Annotated in this window: 13 protein-coding genes and 5 pseudogenes; 7 read left to right on the top strand and 11 right to left on the bottom strand. The window is 68.1% G+C overall.

Annotated features, from left to right (window positions below):
- Window positions 1–322: 322 nt before the first annotated feature.
- The 6 genes and pseudogenes from JHN45_RS37975 to JHN45_RS37950 form a co-directional block, all read left to right on the top strand.
- A complete protein-coding gene (locus JHN45_RS37975; protein WP_201054149.1) occupies window positions 323–940 on the top strand; it encodes a hypothetical protein in 618 nt (205 codons plus the stop codon).
- 174 nt (window positions 941–1,114) lie between these two features.
- Window positions 1,115–1,735, top strand: a pseudogene (locus tag JHN45_RS37970) (hypothetical protein); the annotation flags it as partial.
- 396 nt (window positions 1,736–2,131) lie between these two features.
- Window positions 2,132–2,947 carry an oxidoreductase gene (locus JHN45_RS37965; protein WP_201054148.1) on the top strand — a complete coding sequence of 272 codons (816 nt, stop codon included), beginning with the start codon at window positions 2,132–2,134 and terminating at the stop codon, window positions 2,945–2,947.
- Window positions 2,948–3,075: 128 nt separating this feature from the next.
- A complete protein-coding gene (locus JHN45_RS37960) occupies window positions 3,076–3,891 on the top strand; it encodes an oxidoreductase (protein ID WP_201054147.1) in 816 nt (271 codons plus the stop codon).
- A gap of 301 nt (window positions 3,892–4,192) precedes the next feature.
- The gene (locus JHN45_RS37955; RefSeq protein ID WP_201054146.1) at window positions 4,193–4,783 is read left to right on the top strand and encodes a TetR/AcrR family transcriptional regulator; all 591 of its coding nucleotides are present in this window, start codon (window positions 4,193–4,195) and stop codon (window positions 4,781–4,783) included.
- A gap of 280 nt (window positions 4,784–5,063) precedes the next feature.
- A pseudogene (locus JHN45_RS37950) lies at window positions 5,064–5,687 on the top strand (FAD-dependent oxidoreductase); the annotation flags it as partial.
- Window positions 5,688–5,710: 23 nt separating this feature from the next.
- Here JHN45_RS37950 and JHN45_RS37945 read toward each other — a convergent pair.
- The 11 genes and pseudogenes from JHN45_RS37945 to JHN45_RS37895 all read right to left on the bottom strand — a co-directional run.
- On the bottom strand, window positions 5,711–7,219 hold the full coding sequence (locus tag JHN45_RS37945) for a cryptochrome/photolyase family protein (RefSeq protein WP_201054145.1): 1,509 nt from the start codon (window positions 7,217–7,219) through the stop codon (window positions 5,711–5,713).
- 761 nt (window positions 7,220–7,980) lie between these two features.
- Window positions 7,981–8,739, bottom strand: a complete 759-nt coding sequence (locus JHN45_RS37940; protein WP_201054144.1) for a methyltransferase domain-containing protein — start codon at window positions 8,737–8,739, stop codon at window positions 7,981–7,983.
- A 327-nt stretch (window positions 8,740–9,066) separates the two neighbouring features.
- Window positions 9,067–9,597, bottom strand: coding sequence for a hypothetical protein (locus JHN45_RS37935; protein ID WP_201054143.1), 531 nt, complete (start codon window positions 9,595–9,597; stop codon window positions 9,067–9,069).
- A gap of 357 nt (window positions 9,598–9,954) precedes the next feature.
- Window positions 9,955–10,272 (bottom strand): annotated as a pseudogene (locus JHN45_RS37930) (cation transporter); the annotation flags it as partial.
- A 60-nt stretch (window positions 10,273–10,332) separates the two neighbouring features.
- Window positions 10,333–10,831: pseudogene (locus tag JHN45_RS37925) on the bottom strand (transposase); the annotation flags it as partial.
- Window positions 10,832–11,359: 528 nt separating this feature from the next.
- On the bottom strand, window positions 11,360–16,501 hold the full coding sequence (locus tag JHN45_RS37920; RefSeq protein ID WP_236584570.1) for a family 43 glycosylhydrolase: 5,142 nt from the start codon (window positions 16,499–16,501) through the stop codon (window positions 11,360–11,362).
- 827 nt (window positions 16,502–17,328) lie between these two features.
- Window positions 17,329–17,919 carry a DUF1097 domain-containing protein gene (locus JHN45_RS37915; protein ID WP_201054141.1) on the bottom strand — a complete coding sequence of 197 codons (591 nt, stop codon included), beginning with the start codon at window positions 17,917–17,919 and terminating at the stop codon, window positions 17,329–17,331.
- Window positions 17,916–18,347, bottom strand: a complete 432-nt coding sequence (locus JHN45_RS37910; protein ID WP_201054140.1) for a hypothetical protein — start codon at window positions 18,345–18,347, stop codon at window positions 17,916–17,918. Before JHN45_RS37910 ends, JHN45_RS37915 begins: the two co-directional genes overlap by 4 nt.
- Before the next feature lie 278 nt (window positions 18,348–18,625).
- Entirely contained in the window at window positions 18,626–18,937 is a 312-nt protein-coding gene (locus tag JHN45_RS37905) for a hypothetical protein (protein ID WP_201054139.1), read from the bottom strand.
- 39 nt (window positions 18,938–18,976) lie between these two features.
- Window positions 18,977–20,008 (bottom strand): formamidase, encoded by a 1,032-nt coding sequence (gene fmdA / locus JHN45_RS37900; RefSeq protein ID WP_201054138.1) that lies wholly within the window; start codon window positions 20,006–20,008, stop codon window positions 18,977–18,979.
- Window positions 20,007–20,156, bottom strand: a pseudogene (locus tag JHN45_RS37895) (IS1380 family transposase); the annotation flags it as partial. The gene fmdA and the pseudogene JHN45_RS37895, both read right to left, overlap by 2 nt.
- 393 nt (window positions 20,157–20,549) lie before the next feature.
- Between JHN45_RS37895 and JHN45_RS37890 the strand changes: the two are divergent.
- Window positions 20,550–20,966: a hypothetical protein gene (locus tag JHN45_RS37890; protein ID WP_201054137.1), complete on the top strand. Its 417-nt coding sequence runs from the start codon at window positions 20,550–20,552 to the stop codon at window positions 20,964–20,966.
- The last annotated feature ends 151 nt before the right edge of the window (window positions 20,967–21,117 follow it).

The following is a 21,117-nucleotide window of genomic DNA, read 5'->3' as shown; positions in this document are numbered from 1 at the left end:
CCCTTTGCCACAACGCACTGAAAGCCTGGCACCACAACCGCGAGACCGACAAGGCAGTCTGGCAACTGCCCCAGCCCCCACGCACGAACCCGCCCTGCAACAGGGCCCCAAAGGCACCGGACCGCGTGGCCCTGGCGTCCGCACCGGACAGCGGACACCATTTGAGAGGAACAACCGGTTCCGCCTGTCCGTAGTATCTCTATGCCAAGGCATTTTGCGGCGGCGACAGGTCCGCAGCTCCGGTACAGCACAGAGTGAGCGCTGCCCCGGTTCGAGACCGCTCGCCTGGATCACCGCCGCCCACCGAGGAAAGGCCAGCATCATGCCCGAGAGCACAACTGTCGCTACGGGACTGACATCCCAGTACATCACCCAGGTGGCCGGCGACCTCGAAAGCAACCTCAAGGAACAGGAACGCATCGGTGCCGAGATTGAGGCGCTGCAGGAGCAGCTGACTGCCCTGCAGCAGGACCACAGCGTGCTGGTGAACATGCAGCAGGTGCTCGGCGTTACGCACGAACCGGATGAGCCGTCGACCACGGCCAAGGGTGCCGCAGTGTCTTCTCCCCAGCAGAAGACCGCGGCCGCACCCTCCAGCGGGCGAAGGGCACGGAAGACCACAGTCGTGCGGGAAACGACGGCGAAGAAGCCAGCCACGTCCAAGGCCGGCACGACGGCGATCCGGCCCACGCTGGTGGAACTCATCCGCCGCCACCTCATCGAGCAGAACGAGCCCCGCTCCGCCGCGGAAATCTCCACCGCACTCGGCAAGGCTCACCCCGAGCGCGGCATCAAGACCAAGGTCGTACGCGTCACTCTCGAAGGGCTCGTGGCCAAGAGCAAGGCCCAGCGCACCAAGCAGGGCGCCTCGGTCTACTACACCGGCCCGGACGCGCCGGAACCGACCACTGTGCCCCAAGCCGAGGACACGGACCGCTGAAGCCCCGAGGCAGCAGCCGGTCGTAGCCATCAGGGAAGCGCGGCCACAGCCCTTCAATTGGCGGGCTGCGCAGTACGGCGCTCAGGACCGTGCCCGGGTGCCGTCGACGACTTGGTGCCGTCGAAAACCGCGAGCCATTCGGTCACAGACCGGGCGGGATGCCCTCCGTGAACCATGTCCTGTGCGGGCTGGCTGGCTGGCTGGCTGGCTGGCTGGCTGGCTGCCAATGGCGCCCTGCCGTCCGAGCTGGTCGACCGACTGATGGAGGTCGCGGACGCTGACATCGCCGCGGACCTTGCTCGCCGCACGGACCTCAGCCATGCACAGGCGGTTGCCCTGGCATCGCGCGTCGAGGAGAGTGCTGCATGGCTTGCGTACGAGGGCCGGCTGACCACCGCCGACATCGATCCCGCGGCACAGCCGCACGCCGCCCTCGCCTTGCTCTGCGAGCGTGTTGACAACCCGGAATGGGCACGCCTCCTAGCGAGAGATCCAGTCGTCGAGCACCGGGAGAAGCTGGCTGCCTGTTCCGGTCTCCCGTCCGATGTGGTGGAGACCCTCGCCGTTGACACAGACGTACGGGTCGTGGCGGAACTCGCGTTGTGGACTACGCCCGGAGTCGCCGCCAGGCTCGCGGGGCATCCGCATGCCGAGGTCCGCCGCGCGGCAGCGGCCGACCTGGCGACGCTCCCACCCCTGCTGGCGGCACTGCTCACCGGCGACGGACCGCCCCCGGCGCAGCGATGCCTGGTCTGCGACCGCGAAGAGACACCGTTCACACAGAGTCCACCGTGTACGACACCCAGCAGATGGCACTGCGGAACCCGACCGCACGGCATCGCCGTGAAGTACATACACGCCGCGCACCCGGACAAGGCCCTGCCGCGGATCCGCTGACCGGGCGACATCGCCCGAAGAAGGAAATAGGCCGCGCCGACGTCTGCACGGCACGGATGACCTGCGCGAATGAAGCGGATTCAGCGGGCCGCTGCTGCGGTCGTCGGCTCGACAGCGGGTGAGGCCCTCGGTTCCGCCTCGTCGTCTGCTCATGGCCTTTCCCGTACTGCACCCCACGTTTCCCGGATCCTTCCCGAATCACCGGACGCGACCACTTGCCATCGACCGACGGTCATTCTATGGTCGTACGAACGTAAGGCATACGGACGTACTTCAAAACCGAAGGAGCTCGTGATGGCGACAACTCGGCCGGTGGCACTCGTGACAGGCGCTTCCACCGGAATCGGAAAGGCGGCCGCCCTCGCGCTCGTCGCAGCGGGTTTCGAGACGGTGGGAACGAGCCGGAAGACATCGGGAGCCGACCGCCGCGACGGCGTGACGTTCCTCGCCCTCGACGTAGGCAGCGACGATTCGGTCGCTGCCGCGGTCGAGCAGGTGATCGAGCGGTTCGGACGGATCGACGTCCTGGTCAACAACGCCGGCATCGGCTCCTCGGGCGCTGCCGAGGAAAACTCTCTGGCACAGGCCCAGCGTCTCTTCAACATCAACGTCTTCGGTGTGATGCGCATGACCAAGGCCGTTCTCCCGCACATGCGCACCCAGGGAAGCGGGCGCATCATCAACATCTCGTCCGTCCTCGGGTTCCTCCCCGCGCCCTACATGGCCACCTACTCGGCGTCCAAGCACGCCCTGGAGGGGTACACCGAGTCCCTCGACCACGAGATCCGCGAACACGGGGTCCGGGCCCTTGTCGTCCAGCCGGGCGGTACCAAATCCTCGTTCGAGGCGAACACCGTCGAGCCCGACATGCCCATGCACATCTACGCGGAGCAGCGGCGGATCGCCGACCAGGTGGCGCTGGCGGTCAACGAGGAGGGCGACGACCCCACCACCGTCGCGAAGGCAATCGTCGCGGCTGCCACCGACACCAAGCCGAAGGCGCGGTACACCGCCGGCCGGAGCGCCCGGCTCCTCAGCGCGGCGCACCGCGTCCTTCCCGCCGGGGTCTTCGACGGACAGATCCGCAAGGCCAACAGACTTGCCGGCTGAGCCGGAGGGGCGGTTTCGGGCCCTGCCTCGAATCACCGGACGCGACCACTCGCCGCCGGCCGACGACCACCGCGCAGCCGCATGAACGTGAGACATGCGGACGTACTTCAAAACCAAGGGAGACCGTGATGACGACGACGAAACCGGTGGCGCTCGTGACGGGTGCCTCATCGGGGATCGGCAAGGAGACGGCCCGCGCCTTCGCCGCGGCGGGCTTCGAGGTGATCGGAACCGCCCGCAGCACCGCGCGGGTCACCGCGCCCGCCGGGGTGACCTACCTCGACCTCGACGTGACCAGCGACGAATCGGTCGCCTCCGTGGTCAAGCAGGTGATGGACCGGTTCGGGCGCATCGACGTCCTGGTCAACAACGCCGGCGTCGGCGCCAACGGCGCCGCCGAGGAGTTCTCCGTCGCCCGGACCCAGGAGGTCTTCGACGTCAACGTCTACGGCATCATGCGGATGACCAAGGCGGTTCTGCCGCACATGCGCGCTCAGCGGAGCGGACGCGTCATCAACGTCTCCTCCCTCAGCGGGTTCGTCCCCAGCCCGTTCATGGCGATCTACACCTCGACCAAGCACGCGGTCGAGGGCTACTCCGGGTCGCTGGACCACGAGGTCCGCGAGCACGGCGTCCGAATCCTGCTCGTCGAGCCCGGCCCGATCAACACCCCGTTCGGGGACCACAGCGTGCAGGGCGACACCCCGTTGCCGCTGTATGCGTCGGGACGGCGCACCTTCGACGAGGTGCTGGCGAAGAACACCAGCGGCGGCGACGATCCCGCCACCGTGGCCAAGGTGATCGTCGCGGCGGCCACCGACAAGAACCCGAGCCTGCGGCGCACCGCCGGCTCGACGGCCGCAAGCATCAGCGTGCTCCACCGCGTCCTTCCGGCCCGGATCTTCGACCGCATCGTCCGCAGGTTCAACCGGATGCCGAACTGAGGACGCGAGGGACGAGCGGCCGGCTGGAGGAACCCCGCCTCAGGGGCTGAACAGCGGAAGGCGACCGTCGGCCGAGCGCGACGGCGCTGAAGACGGCGGTGACGGTGCCTCGTTGGCGCAGTGATTCAGTGTCGCGGGGGTGACCGGCTCGAAGCCGAAGCTCTGGTACGGCACAGGGAAACCGACGACGAGAGGTCGGACGCCGCCGCTGCCGACTCTTTGGATTACGTTCGCAATATCATAGGCTGGTGAGATCGGTGAAGGGCGGCCGGCCCATCCGGCCGGCGAAGGAGTGTGTGCTGTGGTGCGGTACGGAAAAGAGCACAAGTCGGAGACGAGGCGGCGGATCATCGAGACGGCGGGCCGCCGGTTCAAGCAAGACGGTATCGACGGCTCCGGCGTCTCGACGCTCATGAAGGACGCGGGGCTGACCAACGGGGCCTTCTACGCGCACTTCGAATCCAAGGACGACCTCGTCACCACGGCAATCTCCGACCAGTTGAAAGTACAGGCCGAGAGCGTCGTCGCGCAGGCTGCGCCTGGCCGGGCCGGACTCGAGCAGATTGTGCGCGCCTACCTGTCGCCCCTGCACCGCGACAGCCTCGGTGACGGCTGCCCCAACGCCGCTCTGCTCGACGAGATCGGGCGCTGCACCGACACAACCAGGCAGGCGTATACCGACGGCGTGCTGGTCCTCATCGACGGCATTGCCGCCCGCATGGCACCCGACGCCCCGTCCTCCGCACGCGTGAAGGCGCTCAGCCTCCTCGGCCTGATGGCCGGGACGCTGCAACTCGCCCGCGCCCTGACCGACAGCCAACTCGCTCATGAACTCCTCGATCAGGGGATAAGCAACGCCCTCGCCCTGCTGGACGCCGGGCACCGCGTCTGACGCACCGCACCGCTGTCCGCGGGCTGTGGCTTTCGGAGGAGCAGCCCGATGCCGTCAGGTTTTCTCCAGTTGGCACTCAGGCGACGCCACCGGCCCCAGTCTCGACGCCGACTCCCCCGCCGGGTGGCCAGACGATCGGTACACCCTCGATGAGGGAAAGCGAGGACCTGATGAGTGCCGGCCACCCCGATCTCGCACTACTCGTCGTTTCGCCTGGGTACGGCCGGCTCTGGGGCGGAAACGCGAAAGTGCCTTCTTGACCTGGGACGATGAACCTCGGGGTGTGGGTGCCGTACCCGAGTCCCTGGCGTCCGTACTGCCTCCGGGGACGGTCGCTCTGGAATCACCGGTGACGGCGCTGACCGACGAGGGCGTGCTGGACTCTGACGGCCGATCGGTGCCCGCGCGAGCGGTGGTCGTCGCGACGACGCAGCCTCGGCGGCCCGGCTCGAGCCCGGGTTGACCGTGCCGCCGCACCGCACGGTCACCACCTACTACCACCCCGCGTCCCGCCGGCCGCTGCGCGAACCGACCCTCCTCACGGACATGCGACGACGCTTCACCAACAGCGTCGTACTGAGCGAGGTCCACACCGGCTACGCCCCGCGCGGGTACGCGCTGATCGCCACCTCCGTGCTCGGCGACGACAGCGAGGGACGGGAACAAACGACGCGCAACGCACTCGCCGAGTGCTACGGGACCGACACGGCGGACTGGGACCTGCTCACCGTCCGGACGGTTGCCGGAGCACTGCCGGCCATGGAACCGGGTCTCCCCCTCAGCCGCCGTACCCGGACGGCCGCCGGGCGCTACGTCTGCGGTGACCACCGGGCCACCGGCTCGGTGCAGGGTGCACTCGCCAGGGGCGCGCGCCGCCCGGGAGGTGGCCGCCGACCTGAGCTGAACCGGCGGGTCCGTGCACCGGGTTCACGGCGTCTGCTTGTCCCAGCGCCGGTCGGCGGTGAGCACCTCGTCCAGGTTGCCGAGGCGGTCCAGGCCTTGCACGGCCCGGGCGGTGCGCTGATTGGCGGCGAGCAGGTCGCGATGGCGGTGGGCGAAGGACCAGTAGCCGGTGGTGAAAGGACAGGCCCGTTCCCCCGCTCGGTCGCCGGGACGGTAGGCGCAGCCGTCGCAGAGGTCGCTCATACGGTGGATGTAGGCGCCGCCCGACGTATACGGCTTGGTCGTCATGCGACCGCCGTCGGCGTACTGGGACATGCCGGTGACGTTGGGCAGCATCACCCAGTCGTAGCCGTCGACGAAGCAGCGGTGGAACCAGTCGGTGACGTGGCGCGGATCCCAGCCCCGCTGGAGGGCGTGACTGCCGAGGATCATCAGGCGCGGGATGTGGTGGGTCCATCCCGTGTCCCGTACCTGGGCGAGGACCGTGGCGAGACAGCGGGCCGTGACCGCGTCGGAGTCGAGTTCGAGGAACCATTCGGGCAGCGCGGTGTAATGCCCCAGTCCGTTCTCGTGCCGGTAGTCCTCGCCGAAGTACCAGTACAGCTGCCACACGTACTCACGCCACCCGGTTACCTGCCGGACGAATCCCTCGACGCTGTTGACGGGAGCCCGGCCGGAACGCCAGGCCTCCTCTGCGGCGGCGACCGTCTCCCACGGGTCGAGCAGGCCGAGGTTGAGCGACGCGGAGAGCAGACTGTGGCTCATCACCGGGTCGGCGGCGAGCATGGCGTCCTCGTGCGGGCCGAACCCGGCGAGCCGATGGTCGACGAACCGGCGCAGTGCCGCGAGGGCCTCCCGTCGGGTGGCGGGAAACAGTCGCGGTCCGTCGCGGCCGACGAAACGGATGCCGTCCTCGCGCTCCCAGCAGTCGAGGTCGGCGCGCACCTCGGCATCGATGTCGTCCTCGCGGGGTCGGTAGGGCGCGGTGGCACCGAGGGTGCGTGCACCACGCGGGGGGCGTTCCCGGTTGGCCTGATCGTGGTTCCATCGGCCGCCGGCCGGACCGCCGCTATCCATGAGCAGGCCCAGCGCCCGGCGCGCCCATCGGTAGAAGTCCTCCTGCCGCAGCCGCCCGCCTCCGCCGTGCTCGTCGGCCCAGACACGGAAGGCGTCCTGAGGAACGAGAAAGCCCCGCGCGGGAAGCACCCGTACCTGTTCCAGGGAACGCACCAGTCCCAGAGCGGCACGTGAGGTGGGGTGATGAACGGTCACCGGATTGTCGCCTACCGCCTCGCGCAGCCCTTCACGGTAGGTGTCGGCGCGGACGTAACGGACTCGGTCGCCGAGTTCGGCGGCCCGGTGGCGCATCGCGGAGAGCACCAGGTGGGCCTTGGCGCGGTGGAAGCGGCGGCGCCGGAACACCGAGCTGGCCTCGATCATCACCACCTTGCTGTCGCGAGCGGGACCGCCCTCTTCCGGCGCGAGGAAGTGCGGGCCCAACTGGTCGCCGAACAACCAGTGCCAGTCGGTCATGGTCACTCCGTGAGGTGAGGGGCCGGCGCGGAGGTCCGGGCTCGTGCCGGTGCCACGCGGCTCCCGCAACCATCTCGGAGCCGCTGGGCACAGCAGCAACGTACGGGAGGTAGCGGAGTCGACTGGTACGGAAAGCGACCCGATCAGCCGTTGGGCGTAATCGCGGGCACCGCACGAGCGCGGCCCCGGGGCGCTGCCACCGGGCGGCGGCATCGTGGCACGGCTCTGGTTCAGAAAGCAGCCTGGCATCTCGCCCGCCTGCCGGTCGAGGACGTAGCCGTTGCGCGCCCGGTTGGACAGCGCCTACGCGGTGCGGCCGACGAGATGGACCCGTCGCCTTCTCACTGCCGGCCGGGCCCAAGGTCTAAAAGGATGTCCCACGCCGAAGCGCGCGAGTTTCCGGAATCTTGGCGGCCCAACCAGGCGAACTCACACCAGGAGTGTTGGCCGGCCAGCCGTCTGCGCGTCAGTTCGGACGGACTGGCAGTGATCCGGACTTGACCTTGGAGCCGGGTTGAAAGTTTACCGGCGATGACAGGGAGACCCGCGCGCGACCTTCCGAGTACGCCGGAGTCAACTGCGAGAGCGTCGAGGGACGTTGGACGCAGGCTCCATGACGGATCTCATCGCATGTGCGTCGAGTTCGGTTCGTGGCGTGTCAGCGGCGCCGGTGAGGGTCGGCGGGGACGCGTCACACTGAGCCGCTGATACTCCGCGTGACACGTCCCCGCCGGCCGGCAAGCAGAAGGGCCTGCCGCAGGTCAGGCCGTCTTCTTGAAGACGAGCACTTCCGTGGACGCCACGCCCAGGGGAGCCAGGAAGTGGGCCTCAAGGGTGAGGCCGAGCGTCGCGAAGAGGTCCACGCACGTGCGTCGGGGCATGGCGGCCGGGAACGAGTCGTGACCCGTCCCGCCCTTCGTCGCCCAGACACGCATCGCCTCCGGGTCGAGACAGGTCTCCGTCATGACATCGAAGACGATCCGCCCGCCCGGCCGTGTGACGCGGGCCATCTCGAAGAAGTAGCGGCAGGTGCCGAGGAAGGTCAGGGTGTTGAAGACTTTGTGCGCCTGGACGAGGTCGACGCTGACGTCCGGTGTCGCGTCGAGACTGAATCCTGTCACCGGTTGAGCGACCACTCCGAAGGTGTTCACCAGGTAGGTGGCCCAGGGCTCCGCCGTCTCGTAGATCTCGTAGCGGGTCGGCGAGCACTCCTTCAGCGTCTTCTCCAGGTACCGCCCGGATCCGGGGCCGATCTCCAGCACCGAGTCAGGTACCGCGGCGAAGACGCCGAGGGTCCGTAGTTCGTCGACGGTGGACTGGGTGGCCCCCGGGGTCCCGTTCATGACCTCGTCGATGTAGTCGCCCACCGACAGACCGGCCGCTCGCGCTGCCCGCATCGTCGGCTCGAACGGTATGAAATCGTCGACTCCGCCTTGAGGGACGGTGCTGCGCACGAGTTGGAACCCCGTGCGTTCCAGGAGCCGCTTCGCCCCGGACTTCGCCCTGCCTGCTGCCGTCATCGGTCCACTCCTTCCCGGGCCGCCAATGGCGCCCGGCCTTGCGCGGTGCGCAACTCGTACGTACGCCTTGAGCGAGCGCCGGCGCGCTCGGCTGGGACCCGAGCAGCAACACGGCCTCGGACCTTCGGATGTGCTGTGGTGGACGGGCCGATGCGGCCCGCGGCGACGACGGGCACAATCGCTCGCGTCGCAAGTGACATGCGGTTCAAAGGACTTCCCTCTGCCACGGGACTCGCGCGGAGCGCGCGTGCCGGAATGGCGGACAGAACCGTCCCCGAGGAGGACGGGTGAGTACACCGGAAGCCGTACGGATACCGCTGTGGCGGATCAAGCGGCGGGGTACGGCAGGGGTAGGTGCGGCGGGCCGCGGCGGACCACTGCGCCGGCCAGCAGAGCTGATGACGAGGGAGCCCGCGTCGGTCCGGAGTCCACGCGCCCGGCGGCCCCGGACTCCGTTGCTTTGTATGCGATATGACCAGGAACCAGGAGCGTGCGCAGCAGTGCGCGCAACGCGCACCACTCCTTCCCGGCTGCGTACAGCACGCGGCGCACACTGTCGTCGAGTCCATGCAGCAGGACCGCGCAGAGCAGGGCCAGCAGGATGTGGCCGATCACCACGGGCCACCCAGCGAGAACAGAGGACGGCAGCAGTCCGTGGTCCCGGAATGCGACCGAGCTGTCGGCGAGGACGAACCAGTACCCGATGACGGCCTGGCAGCCGAACGCCAACAGCACTTGCGTACGGAGCGACTTGCCACTGCCGGCACCGGGCAGTGCCACGACGAACAGGAAACAAGCCGCCAGCGCCTTCACGAGCCGAGACGGGTTCGATTCGAAGGCCAGGTCATGCACGATCACCGTGACCATGGTTCCGAGCAGGGAAAACATGCCTGCTCGGGCGACTGCCATCGTCGCCGCAGGTGGCACGTGGCCACGGCGGCCCACAGTGAAAACGCGCAATCTTCCCCCCTCCGACAATCAGACATCATGGGTCCTAGTACGCGACTTGTCACCTTTTCTGTCCTGTCGGCCCGGGTGTCGCCCTCTTTCAAGCGCGTCTCGACGACATCCGATCACCCGGACCGTCCAGGCGGTCGCCCTGGTCAACCATGACTTGCCCGGCGGCCTCCAGGACGAGTCCGGCAGGAAAGGACCCACGATGCACCCCGCGACTAGTCGGGGAGGCGGAAGTGACGCGCACGTGACGCGGTCAGCTCATCCGCGGCAGGAGCAGCCGTGGGCGCAACCGCAGGAATCCTTTGCGCCGTCGGCCTCCTTCAGCGCCGTAAGGCCGGTGGGAGCGCAGTAGTTGTCGCCGTGCCATGCCTCCCGGCCCTCCTTGACCGCGACGGCGGCGATGACCAGGGCGGCTATCGGGTCGGCCCAGGTCCAGCCGAAGAGGGAGTTGGCGAGCAGGCCGACGAGGAGGACGGCCGACAGGTAGGTGCACAACAGGGGCTGCCTGGAGTCGGCCACGGCGGAGGCGGAGCCCAGTTCGAGACCGGCACGGCGTTGGGCGGCGGACAGGAACGGCATGATCGCCAGGGAGAGGGCGGCCAGCACGATGCCGGGCGTGGAGTGCCCGGCATCGCCGGTGCCGGTCAGGGCGCGGGCCCGTTCGCTGTTCGAAGACGATCGGGCCGACCTGGCCGGTCGCTGAATGCCTTCTCTGGCGTTCATGCAGGACAACGCGGAGAGGAACATGGCGCCTTTGAGCTGCCGGTTTCCGCTCCGGGGCGCGTGCTCTGCGTGGATCGAGGTTCCGGACGACTTCGTGGCCGGGGCGAGGCCGGCGTAGGAGGCGAGGTGGGCGGCGGCGGGGAAGCTGGTGCTGTCGCCGACGGTGACCAGCAGGACGGCGGCGGTCCTGACGCCGACGCCGGGCACCGATCGAGGCGGGCTGGTCCACGATCACCAGGACGGTGCCGAACTTCTCGGTGAGCCTGCCGAAGACGGCCCGCAGCTTCGGCTCGCTGTTCGGCAGCTGCTTGTCGAAGACCTTCTTTCCGGCGGGAGTCAGCCCGTGGCCGTGATGGTTGCTCCTGCCGACGTCCAGGCCGAGGAACACGCCCACGTCTTCGGTGTCGAACAGCGCGCCCTTCCCGGGGTGTTGACGGTGCCGGCCCCGGCAGTGGTGTCGTACGCGCGCATCCACGTTATGCAGACCTGCCATCCGCAAGGTGTCCGGCATGGCGCCGGACCGGGTGGCGGCCGGGCCTCTCATCAGCGTCTCCGACGGCACCTCCCGGACCCGGTGACACCCCCCAGGTCATCGACTTCGACAGGGGGCAAAAGTCATGCCGGGCCCGGAGGCCGACGGCCCCATTGCAGGACCGCGAAGAAGACAACGGGGCGATCGACACCGAGCGGCGGGCCGGCCTGCTCGAAGCCCACCGCGACGACGGCTTCGCCATCCTCGCCGTGGTGGTCCCCCTCTGCGGAGCCTCAACCTCTCTGACCACCGTCGGGGACTTGCTCGGACATCCGGTGCAGCAGGTCAGGGGCCCGCATCTGACGCACCTCAGCTCCGACAGCACGGGTTCAATTTCAGTGGTCGACAGCGCACGCGCGCCGGACGGACCTGGGCCGCAGGGCCGTCCGGCGGCTGGGGCCGGGGCGGTCAGTGCGCCGCCGGGTGGTGGCCGACGGTGATGCCGCAGGCGAGTGCCGCGGTGGGGCCGGCGTAGACGGTGACGCCGGTGGACTTCCTCCACACGTTGATGAGGAAGGTGTCCGGGTGGTCGGTGGCGGTGATGCTGACGCCGTAGCCCTTGACGCCGTTGAGGGTGCCAGAGCCCTGGTAGCGGGCGCGGGAGCCGGTGACCACCAGCCAATCGGACGACGTGGAGCGGAACTTGAGGCCCGCCGCCTTGAAGTCGAAGGCGACCCTGCCGGTGGGGGTGGTGGCGTTCCTGGCGTAGGAGAGGGAGAAGGAGAAGGCTGCCTTTCCTGTCAGCCGCCGGGACGCGGGGTAGGCGCCGGCCGGCGAGGCGAAGGTGCCGCTACCCACGGCCCAGCCGGCCGCATGGTCGTAGACGACGAGGTCGGTGAGGGTCCTGGAGGTGGCGGCCCCGTCGTCGTCGGTGACGGTGACGGTCGGATGGTAGATGCCGGCCTTGCGGTAGGTGTGGCCCGCTCCGCAGGACGTCGGGGCTGTGCCGTCGGCCCAGTCGACCGAGCAGGTGAGCGTGTCACTGCTGCCCGGGTCGGTGTAGTGAGTGATGAGGGTGATCTTCGCGCCCACCGATACCGGCTTGGCCGGTCCGGTGGCGTCGCGAATGACTGGGGCCGCGTTGGTGACGGTGACGGTGAGGGTGTCGCTGCTGCGGCCGCCGGTGAGGGTGACCTCGTAGGTGCCGTTGTCGGTGCAGGTGATGGCGGGGGTGAGGGTCCTGGCGCGGACGATGGTGCACGGGGCGCCGGATGGAACACTCCACTTCGGGGTGCTGTCCGCGCCCGAGAGGGCGCCGGTGAGGGCGATGGCGCTGCCCTCCGCTCCAGTGGCGTCGGGACCGGCATGCGCGACGGTCACCGGCTTGATGCTGGTGAGGGTGGGGACCACCGTCTTGATCAGGCCGTCGGCGTCGAACTCCAGCTTGTCGATGGTGGTTTCGCGGTGGGTGCCGTCGCCGCCCGGGATGGCGAACCGGTGGTAGGCGATGTACCAGTCGTCGGTGCCGGGGACCCGGACCACCGAGTGGTGGCCGGTGCCCTTGATGCCGAGCGCCAGGTCCTTGGACAGGATCACGCCGCGCTTGGTCCAGGGGCCCATCGGCGAGCTGCCGGTGGCGTACGCGACCTGGTAGTTCTCGTCGCCGGTGTCGTTCTCCGACCACATGAAGTAGTAGACACCATGCCGCTTGATGGTGAACGCGCCCTCCCGGAAACCGTCGGGAGTGATCGTGGCGACCTTGGAGGTGTCCAGGGAGATCATGTCGTCGTTCAGCGGGACGACGTACGCGCCGCCGTTGCCGAAGTAGAGGTAAGACGTCCCGTCGTCGTCGGTGAAGACCGCCGGGTCGATCATCTGGCCGCTGAATGTGCCTGCCGCGAGGAGAGGTTTGCCGAGCGCGTCCTTGAACGGGCCGGTCGGGGAGTCCGAGACGGCGACGCCGATGTTGGCGTCGGCGCAGAAGTAGAAGTAGTACTTGCCGTTCTTCTCGGTGATCGTCGGCGCCCAGGCCCGGCTGTCGGCCCAGGAGACGTCCGGACCCAGGTCGAGGATGACGCCGTGGTCCGTCCAGTGCACCAGGTCGGTGGAGGAGTACGCCTTGAACTGGGTGCCGCTCCAGCCGGGGAACCCGTCGGTGGTGGGATAGATGTAGAAGGTGTCGCCGAAGACCACGATGTCCGGGTCGGCGTTGAGACCGGGCAGCACCGGGCTCTTCATTTCAATCGCTTGTACGGTCCAGACGCGGGTCGCGCCGTCCGAGCCGGTGACGGTGTACCTGACCGGCTTGGTGAAGTTCCGGACCGTCCCGGAGATGGGGCTGATGGTCGCACCGTTGGCCAGGGTGAACTCCGGTGCCAGGGCGGTGAGTTCGGTGCCTTCCTTGACCGGCAGCACGATCCGGCTCTGGGTGTCGGTGACGATCGCGTCGGTCTTCAGCTCGGGCAGCCTGGCACTGGCGATACCGGTGGTGTTGCCGCTCAGCTCCAGCACCTCGGCCGCGGACAGCGCGCGGTTGTAGATCCGGAAGTCGTCCACCTGGCCGGCGAAGTAGGGATCGGCGGCGTACAACGACTTGCCGATGTAGCCGCTGTAGCCCTTCGAGGCGTCGTAGAGGTCCGACGGCTTGATGGTCACCCCGGTGGTTTTGGCCACCTGCGCGCCGTTGAGGTAGAGGACCGCGCTCCCGGTGGCGCCGTTGAGGGTGACGGTGATGTGTTTCCACTCACCGGCGGCGAGCTTCGAGCCCGCCGACAGCTTCGACTCGGCGCCCCAACTTCCGGTGGTGACAGCCGAGTAGAGACTCCCGCCGCCGTTCGCCGGTGTCGCGAACAGGTACTTGTCGCTGTCCGGGCCGAGGCCGAAGAGCCACTGGTTGACCGCCGTCGACGTCGGATCCCACTTGGCGTAGGTGGAGACGGTGACGCTGTCGGTGTCCTTCAGCACGCCGTTGGGGATCTTGACGTACGGCGAGGTGGAGGAGGAGCTGGAGCCGCCTCTCATCACGAACGAACCGCCGTGCACGCCAGTTCCGAAGGCCGGGGTGTTGACGTAGGTGCCGTGGTTGCCGTGGCCGCTGGAGTCCCGGACGACGTTGCCGGACGTCTCGTCGAAGTCGTAGCGCAGGACCAGTCCCGACGGGATGTCGGTGCCGCCGTCCTTGGACACCGTGACATGGGCCTGGACGTGGAGTGTGGCGCCGTCCGGCAGGGTGCCGTTCACGGTGAACGTCCCGGCCGACCCGTATGCCGACGCCGGGACGTCGTCCCAGGTCACGGCGACCGGGCGGGTGATGCCGTCGGCGTACTTGGCGATGACGGTCGCGGGCAGCACCGGCGCGCTGCCGATGGCGGTGGAGACCGTCACATCCTCGGCGCTCTCCACCAGCTCGTCGGGCTGGTAAGCGCGCAGCACCCGGTTGTACTCGGCCTCGGTGACCGGCAGCACGGTTCCGTGGCGTGGCGACGACGGCAGCGAGTAGTCGGTGGACGGGGTCCAGACGCCCGAGTCGAGGTCGGTCGTCTCGAACGGTATGTAGCCGCGGCCCCCGAACTCGTCGAGGAAGAGATACCACTTCTCCTCGGTGTTCGACTTGAAGACCAGCGGGCCCTCGGCGGCGCTCATCGCGCCCTTGCCGATGCCCTCGGCCACGGAGGCGTAGTCGGTGTCGAGGATCGAGTCGGCCTTCTCCTCGAAGATGAACTTGCTGTTCGGGGAGGAGGAGGTGTTGTTCCGCTCATCCTTGGAGAAGCGGTAGTACTGGCCGTCGTGCTCGATCATCGTGGAGTCGATCACCGAGTAGCCGCGGTCGATCCACACCTTGGGCTTACTGAAGGTGCGGAAGTCACGGGTGGTGGCGTACATCATGCGGTTGTAGGTGTCGCCGGTGTGCGCTTCGTTGTCGTAGATTTTCGACGCCCAGAAGACGACGTACGAGCCGAGGGACTTGTCGTAATAGGCCTCCGGTGCCCAGGTGTTGCCGGCCTCCTTCGGCGAGACCGTCACCAGCCGCTGGTCGGTCCAGTGCACCAGGTCGGTCGACTCCCACACCATGATCGCCCGGCTGCCGGTGCGCTGCGCGGCGTCCCAGTCGCCGTTGCCGTAGATCCGCAGGTCGGTGGCAATCTGGTAGAACTTGTCGCCTTCGGGAGAGCGGATGATGAACGGGTCGCGCAACCCCTTCTCGCCCAGAGTCGAGGTCAGCACCGGGTTGCCGTTGTTGATCTCCCGCCATTTCAGCGGGTCGTTGCCCTTGCTCAGGCCGAAGTGGACCTGCTCGCCGTCGGCGGTGCCCTCGCCGGTGAAGTAGCTGAAGAGGTAGCCGGACTTGGCTTCCGGCACCGGGAGTTCGGGCACCTTGGCGGTGAACGTGCGGGTCGCGGATGCGTCATTGCGCCTGACGGTCGCGGTCAGCTCCACGGCGGCCGAACCCTTGCCCGCGGCCGGGCGGTTGACCACCCCGTCGGCGGAGACGACGGACGGGTCGGCGGACGACCACTCGACCTCGGTCGAGTAGTCGCCGTTCGCGGGCAGCGTCAGATTCCCGCGTACGTCGTCGATGTTCGGGACGGTCAGCGAGGCTGCGGCCCGGTCCACGGCGTGCTGGTCGTCGAAGTCCGCCAGCACGGTGATGTCGAAGGACTTGGTGTCGGTCACCGCACCCTTCTTGAGCGTCGCGGTGAGCGTCGCGTGACCATCGGGCTCACCGCTCGCAGGGCGGGTGACTGCGCCGGTCGCCGACACCACGGACGGAGCGTCGCTGGACCAGCTGATCGAACTGCCGCCCGCCGTACCGGCGGTGGGCAGCGTCAGGTCCGACACGACGGCGCCGGTGCCGTCGCCGAGGCTCAGCGCGGCCTTGTCCCGCGCGACCCCGTCCGTGGCGATCGGCAGCGCCAACTGCTCGACCTCGGAGGCGTCCAGCGCCCGGTCGTAGACCCGGAAGTCCTTGATCCTCCCCTTGAAGTACTTGTCGCCGGAGTAGAGGGAGCGGCCGATGAAGTTGGCGGTAGTGGTGCCGCCGCCGATCGAACCCGGCGTGATGCTGACGGCGGTGTTGCGGGCGACCTCCACACCGTCCTCGTAGAGCACGCCGGTGCCGCTTGCCGTCTGCGTGTAGGAGAGGTGCTTCCACACGGTGCGCGGCAGGTTGTACGAGGCGGCGGGCGCGGTGGTCTGCTCGGTCGACCAGTTGCCGGAAGCGATGGAGGTACGGAAGGTGTTGCCGGTGGTGAAGAGATAGCCGTTGCCGTTGGAGCCGCTGGAGTTGCCGAATCCGTAGATGAAGTACGGACTGGCCTGCGCGGAGTCGATCTGCACGTCCAGTGAAACGGTGATCGCGCTCATGCCGCTCAAGATGTTGTCCGGCACCTTCACGTAGGTGTCGGACCCGTTGAGGGTGAGGCCGTCGCCGGCGTTCCAGCCGGCGGTGCCGTTCACGGTGCCGTCCCGGCCGTGGCCCGAGGAGTCGGCAGCCAGTTGGCCGGAGGCCGCGTCGAGTTTGTACCAGAGGGCGAGGCCGTCGGTGATCTCCGAGGAGCCCGCGGTGGCTGCCGGGTTCGTGGCGTGTGCGGTGGTCGGCAGCAGCGTCATGCACATCGCGGCGAGGGCAACCGCTGCGAGCCTGGGCCGCCGGGACCCGCTCCGGGACTCACTCCAGCTTGCCCTAGACATGACAAATCGATGCAACATCGGCGGTTGTTCCTCCACGGGCAATCGGGGCAGAGAAAGGCCGACGGTGCGGCATTTCGACAATGTGATGTTGTGTTTCGAGAGTGTCAAACGGTCCGTGGCGCAGCGTCAAGAGGCGAGAGCACATGTGCGGCCGGTCGGACGATCCAACGTGACGTGGAATGAATTCCGGGGTCGGTGAGTGGACCTGTTGGCATGTCGCATCCGGTCCCGTCCTCCGTGGAAATCCGCAGTTCAAGGACGAGCGTGCGGAGCTGATTCGGGGGGCGGGATGACCGGATCGGCGGCCGACTGAACGGGCACGGATCGTTCTGGCGTCCGCCGACGGCAGGTCGAGCGGGGGCGTCGCGCTGCCCGTTGGCGTAGCGGTGAAGACGGTGAGAAAGCGGCGCGGGGACTCCTCGCGACAGGCGGACGACCGGTCTTGGGGCACCGGCCACATCGGTGGGCGGAGGACCGACCTGGTCCTGAGTGAGGTGAAGCGATATCGGTTCACCCGGTGTGCGAGGCGGGCGCAGGCATGACGAGCACCTACCGCGCGCCAGAAACCGCACCCCCGGCGTCCGGGCAGACAGCTTGTCGACTCTCTTCCGCCCTTTTCCGGAGGGTTTGGTCCTCGGCGTCGAGATTCGCGGTAACAGCCGCCAGCACGTCGAGCTTGCCCCAAGCCTTCGCAGGGCGGCCGGTGGTCGGCCCGCCCTGCGAGGCGGTGTCCGCGAGCAGTTGTGTCAGGCGGGCGCCTCGTGGACCGAGGCTGTCACCTCCTCCACCCCGAACTGCGCCACGGGCTCGGGCGCGGTGGGTGGGGGCGCGAGCATCAGCCGTAGGCCGAGGGGGGCGCAGAGGGGGCCCAGGGCGCACATCGCGGCGGAGCTGACGAAGGCGGCATCCAGGTGGCCGGCGTCGTAGCCGAAGCCGAAGCCGCCGAAGTACGGGGCGAAGAGGGAGGCGAAGCCGAAGAACATGCCAGGGACGAGAGCGAAGGGCTTCAGCCGGCCGGTTGCCAGGAGTGTGCCGTTGACGACGAAGACGACCACAGCCAGGGCGAGGGTCTGGGCGAAGGCGCCGGTGCCGAACATCGTGCCTGTCTCGCGGTTGAGGAGGACGGCAACGACACCGAAGCCCGCCCCGGTGGTGGTCGCGGTGACCATGGCGAGCGCGTTGGAGCGGCTCGGACCGCCCTGGAGGGGCGTTCCCGCCCACGTGATGAAGATGGCCCAGGTCGGCATCTTGAGCGGGCTCATCAGCAGGAAGACGGTGGCGAAGTCGACGATCGAGGCACTGACCTCGTGCTGGAGTCTGATCCGTCCGAAGTTCATGGCCAAACCAACCCCCCTGGCTTGGCCAGCAGTTCCTTCAGACCCGTGTCGATGAACTCTTTGTCCTCGGGGTTGCTGCCGTGGCCGGCGAAGTGGCCCCAGATACCGGGGATCACACGGAGTTCGGCGCCGGGGATGTGGCTGACGGCCCAGGCCTCGTCCTCCGGCGGGAAGTAGAGGTCTTTCTCGGCGGGCATGTCGAGCGTGGTCGCCCGGATCGAGCCGAGCGCCGCCTCCGTGTCCCCGTCGAAGCCAGGGGTGAGCCAGACGTCGCCGTTCTGCCAGGTCCACAGCATGGTGAGGAGGTTGTTGGGGTCGCGGCCGTCGAGGAAGAAGCCCTCCCAGAAGCCGACGAGGAAGTCCTCAGGGAGGTGCAGCCGAGTTTCTCGTACTCGTTCTCCCAGTAGAACGCCTGCGAGAAGCCCCATCCGGCGTACACCCGGGCGAGCGCCCGCAGTCCGGTGGTCGGCCACTTCTCGTCGTACCAGCCGCCCTTGTAGACGGCGTCGGCGGTCAGCGCGGCCTTGACGCCTTCGAGGAAGACCTTGTTGTGGAGGCTGGTGCGCGGGGAGCCGCAGAATGGGGCGATCCGTTCGACCATCTCCGGGTGGCTGACGGCCCATTGGCAGCTCTGCCCGGCGCCCATCGACCAGCCGGTCACGAGAGTGATCTTCTCGACGCCGAACTCCTCGGTGACCAGGTTGTGTTAGGCCTCGATCTGGTCGTACACCGTGATGTGCGGGAAGCGGGCGCGGTCGTAGGGCGGCTGGGTGTTGCTCGGTGAGGTGGACAGGCCGTTGCCGAGCATGTTGGGGACGATGATGAAGTAGGGCTCGGGGTCCAGGGCCATGCCGGGGCCGATGAGCCACTCGTTGTCCCAGTGCCGGCCGGAGTAGCAGGTGGGGTACACCATCACGTTGGACTTGTCGGCGTTCAGTTCGCCGTACGTGGTGTGGGCGAGGGTGGCGCGGTGCTGGGTGGTGAAGTTACCCAGCTGGAAGGTGAGATGTTCACTCATGGGATGTCGTCCTTTCGGAAAACGGCGGGGACTGCGCTTTCAGGAGGTGACGGCGCACTGGCCGCGGTCGGCCTTCCTCGGGCACTCGGCCGTCGGCTTGATGTCGAAGTCGAAGATCGCCGCGGGGAGGTAGAGGGTGCTGCACGCGTTCGGGATGTCGACGACTCCGCTGATCCGGCCCTCGATCGGGGCCGAGCCGAGGAGGTAGGCCTGCTCGCCGCTGTAGCCGAAGGTGCTGAGGTAGTCCACGGCGTTGAGGCAGGCGGTGCGGTACGCCATCGTCGCGTCGAGGTAGTGGTTGGTGTCCGTGTCGTGGTCGACGGAGATACCGACGAACGAGATGAACTCGGTGGACCGCGGTGCGACGTTGCCCGGCATGAAGATGGGGTTGATGGTGACCCCGTACTTCTCCATGCCGCCCTTGATCAGGTCGACGTGGAGGTCGATGTAGCCGCCCATCTCGATGGCGCCACAGAAGGTGATCTCGCCGTCGCCCTGGCTGAAGTGCAGGTCGCCGCCGGACAGCAGGGCGCCGGGGACGAGGACGGGGTAGAAGACGCGTGAGCCGCGGGTGAAGTACTTGATGTCGTGGTTGCCGCCGTTCTCGCGGGCCGGGACGGTGCGGGCGCCTTCGGCGGCGATGCGGGAGGCGGTCTCGCCGCTCGCGGTCCCGGCCAGGGCGCCCGCGGCCAGCGGGGGCAGGGCGAGTGCCGGCACCCGGTGCGGGTCGGTGTCGATGAGGGCCTGCTCGCGGGCGTTCCAGCGGGCCAGCAGTTCGGCGGAGGGCGCGATGCCGAAGAGGCCGGGGTGGGTGATGCCGGTGTAGCGGACGCCGGGGATGTGGCGTGAAGTGGCCTGCTGGCCGTGGAAGTCCCAGACGGCTTTGTAGGAGTCGGGGAAGCGGTCGGTGAGGAAGCCGCCGCCGTTGTCCTTGGCGAAGACGCCGGTGCAGCACCAGCCCTGTCCCGATCCCTCGCCCTGCGACTGCGGCACGGGTCCGAGGTCGAGGATGTCGACGACGAGCAGGTCACCGGGTTCGGCGCCCTCCACCGCGATGGGCCCGCTGAGCATCGAGGAGGCGGGAGACAGTGGGACCCGAGGCCACCGCGCCGAACATGGCCGGCTCGGCTCCCAGCATGCCCACGTCTGCCAGGCAGGCCCCGCCGAGCGCGTCCGCGAGGGCCTCATCTAGCAGGATCTCCCCCGGATCGTGCACCGCCCCTGACCGCCCTCGGCATCACCGGATGAACCCGGACAGACCTCGATCATGCAAGGGACCCTGCCCGACATCGCCTCACAGGTTGAAAAGATCGGGAGAAGACGGCCTCAAAACACACTTCGACGGTCTTCGAAACCTTGGCGCCCGTCCGCCAACGGCTCCTAAATTGAGGCGCCGAAGAACCGGCCCAAACGAGGGGATCGACGCGCTCCGGCAGGAGAACGTAAGGGGGCTACGCATGACGCGCTTTACTCCCCTGCAGTGACGCCCGCTGGGGGACGACTGAGCACCGCTCAGACCCGCGAGCGGTACCCGAGAGCAAACAGGGTCACAAGCCATCGCTTGGGCGCGAGGCTGATCCCCGACATCCGACGAGAGAACACGAGGGAACCCATGCGCACCTTCAGAAAGACCGTGGCTGTCGGCGGCACGATGCTGAGTGCCGCGGCGCTCGTCATTCTCCCCACAACGCACGCCAGCGCCGCCTCGAACTGCTGGCCAAAATCCAGTTCCGCCGGCCAGGTGTACATGCGGGCTCCGTATTTCGGGAATGTCTACCCGGTCTTCTACTGCAACAACCTCGGGGGAGAACCGATCCACGAATTCCCCGATCGTGGCAATGTTGTGGGCTACATGAACAGCACGACCAGCTGGTTCCTTTGCCGGGACGACTACGGCGATCTCAACGGCGAATACAACAATCCCGGTCACGGCAGCCGTTGGATCTACACCGAGGCCGACAACGGCCAGTGGGGTTTCATGAACGACAAGAACATCTCCAGTGAGACCAACCCGCTGGAGGAATGCTGACCCCAGACCCGGGCAGGCTTGGCTACCGCCAGTACGGTCGTTTGCAATCTCCATCCCCCGTCGGTGGAGGAAATGGCCGCCCACCCCCGCCCCTTCGCCCCTTCGCCCCTGTGGAGGAACCCGCTGCCGCATGACGGCGTCAGTGCCGCGC

Origin of the sequence: Streptomyces sp. MBT53 (assembly GCF_016654115.1) — a bacterium.
Taxonomy (GTDB): Bacteria; Actinomycetota; Actinomycetes; order Streptomycetales; family Streptomycetaceae; genus Streptomyces.
The sequence above is the reverse complement of the archived record's forward strand: the minus strand, read 5'-3'. Positions and strand labels throughout refer to the sequence as shown.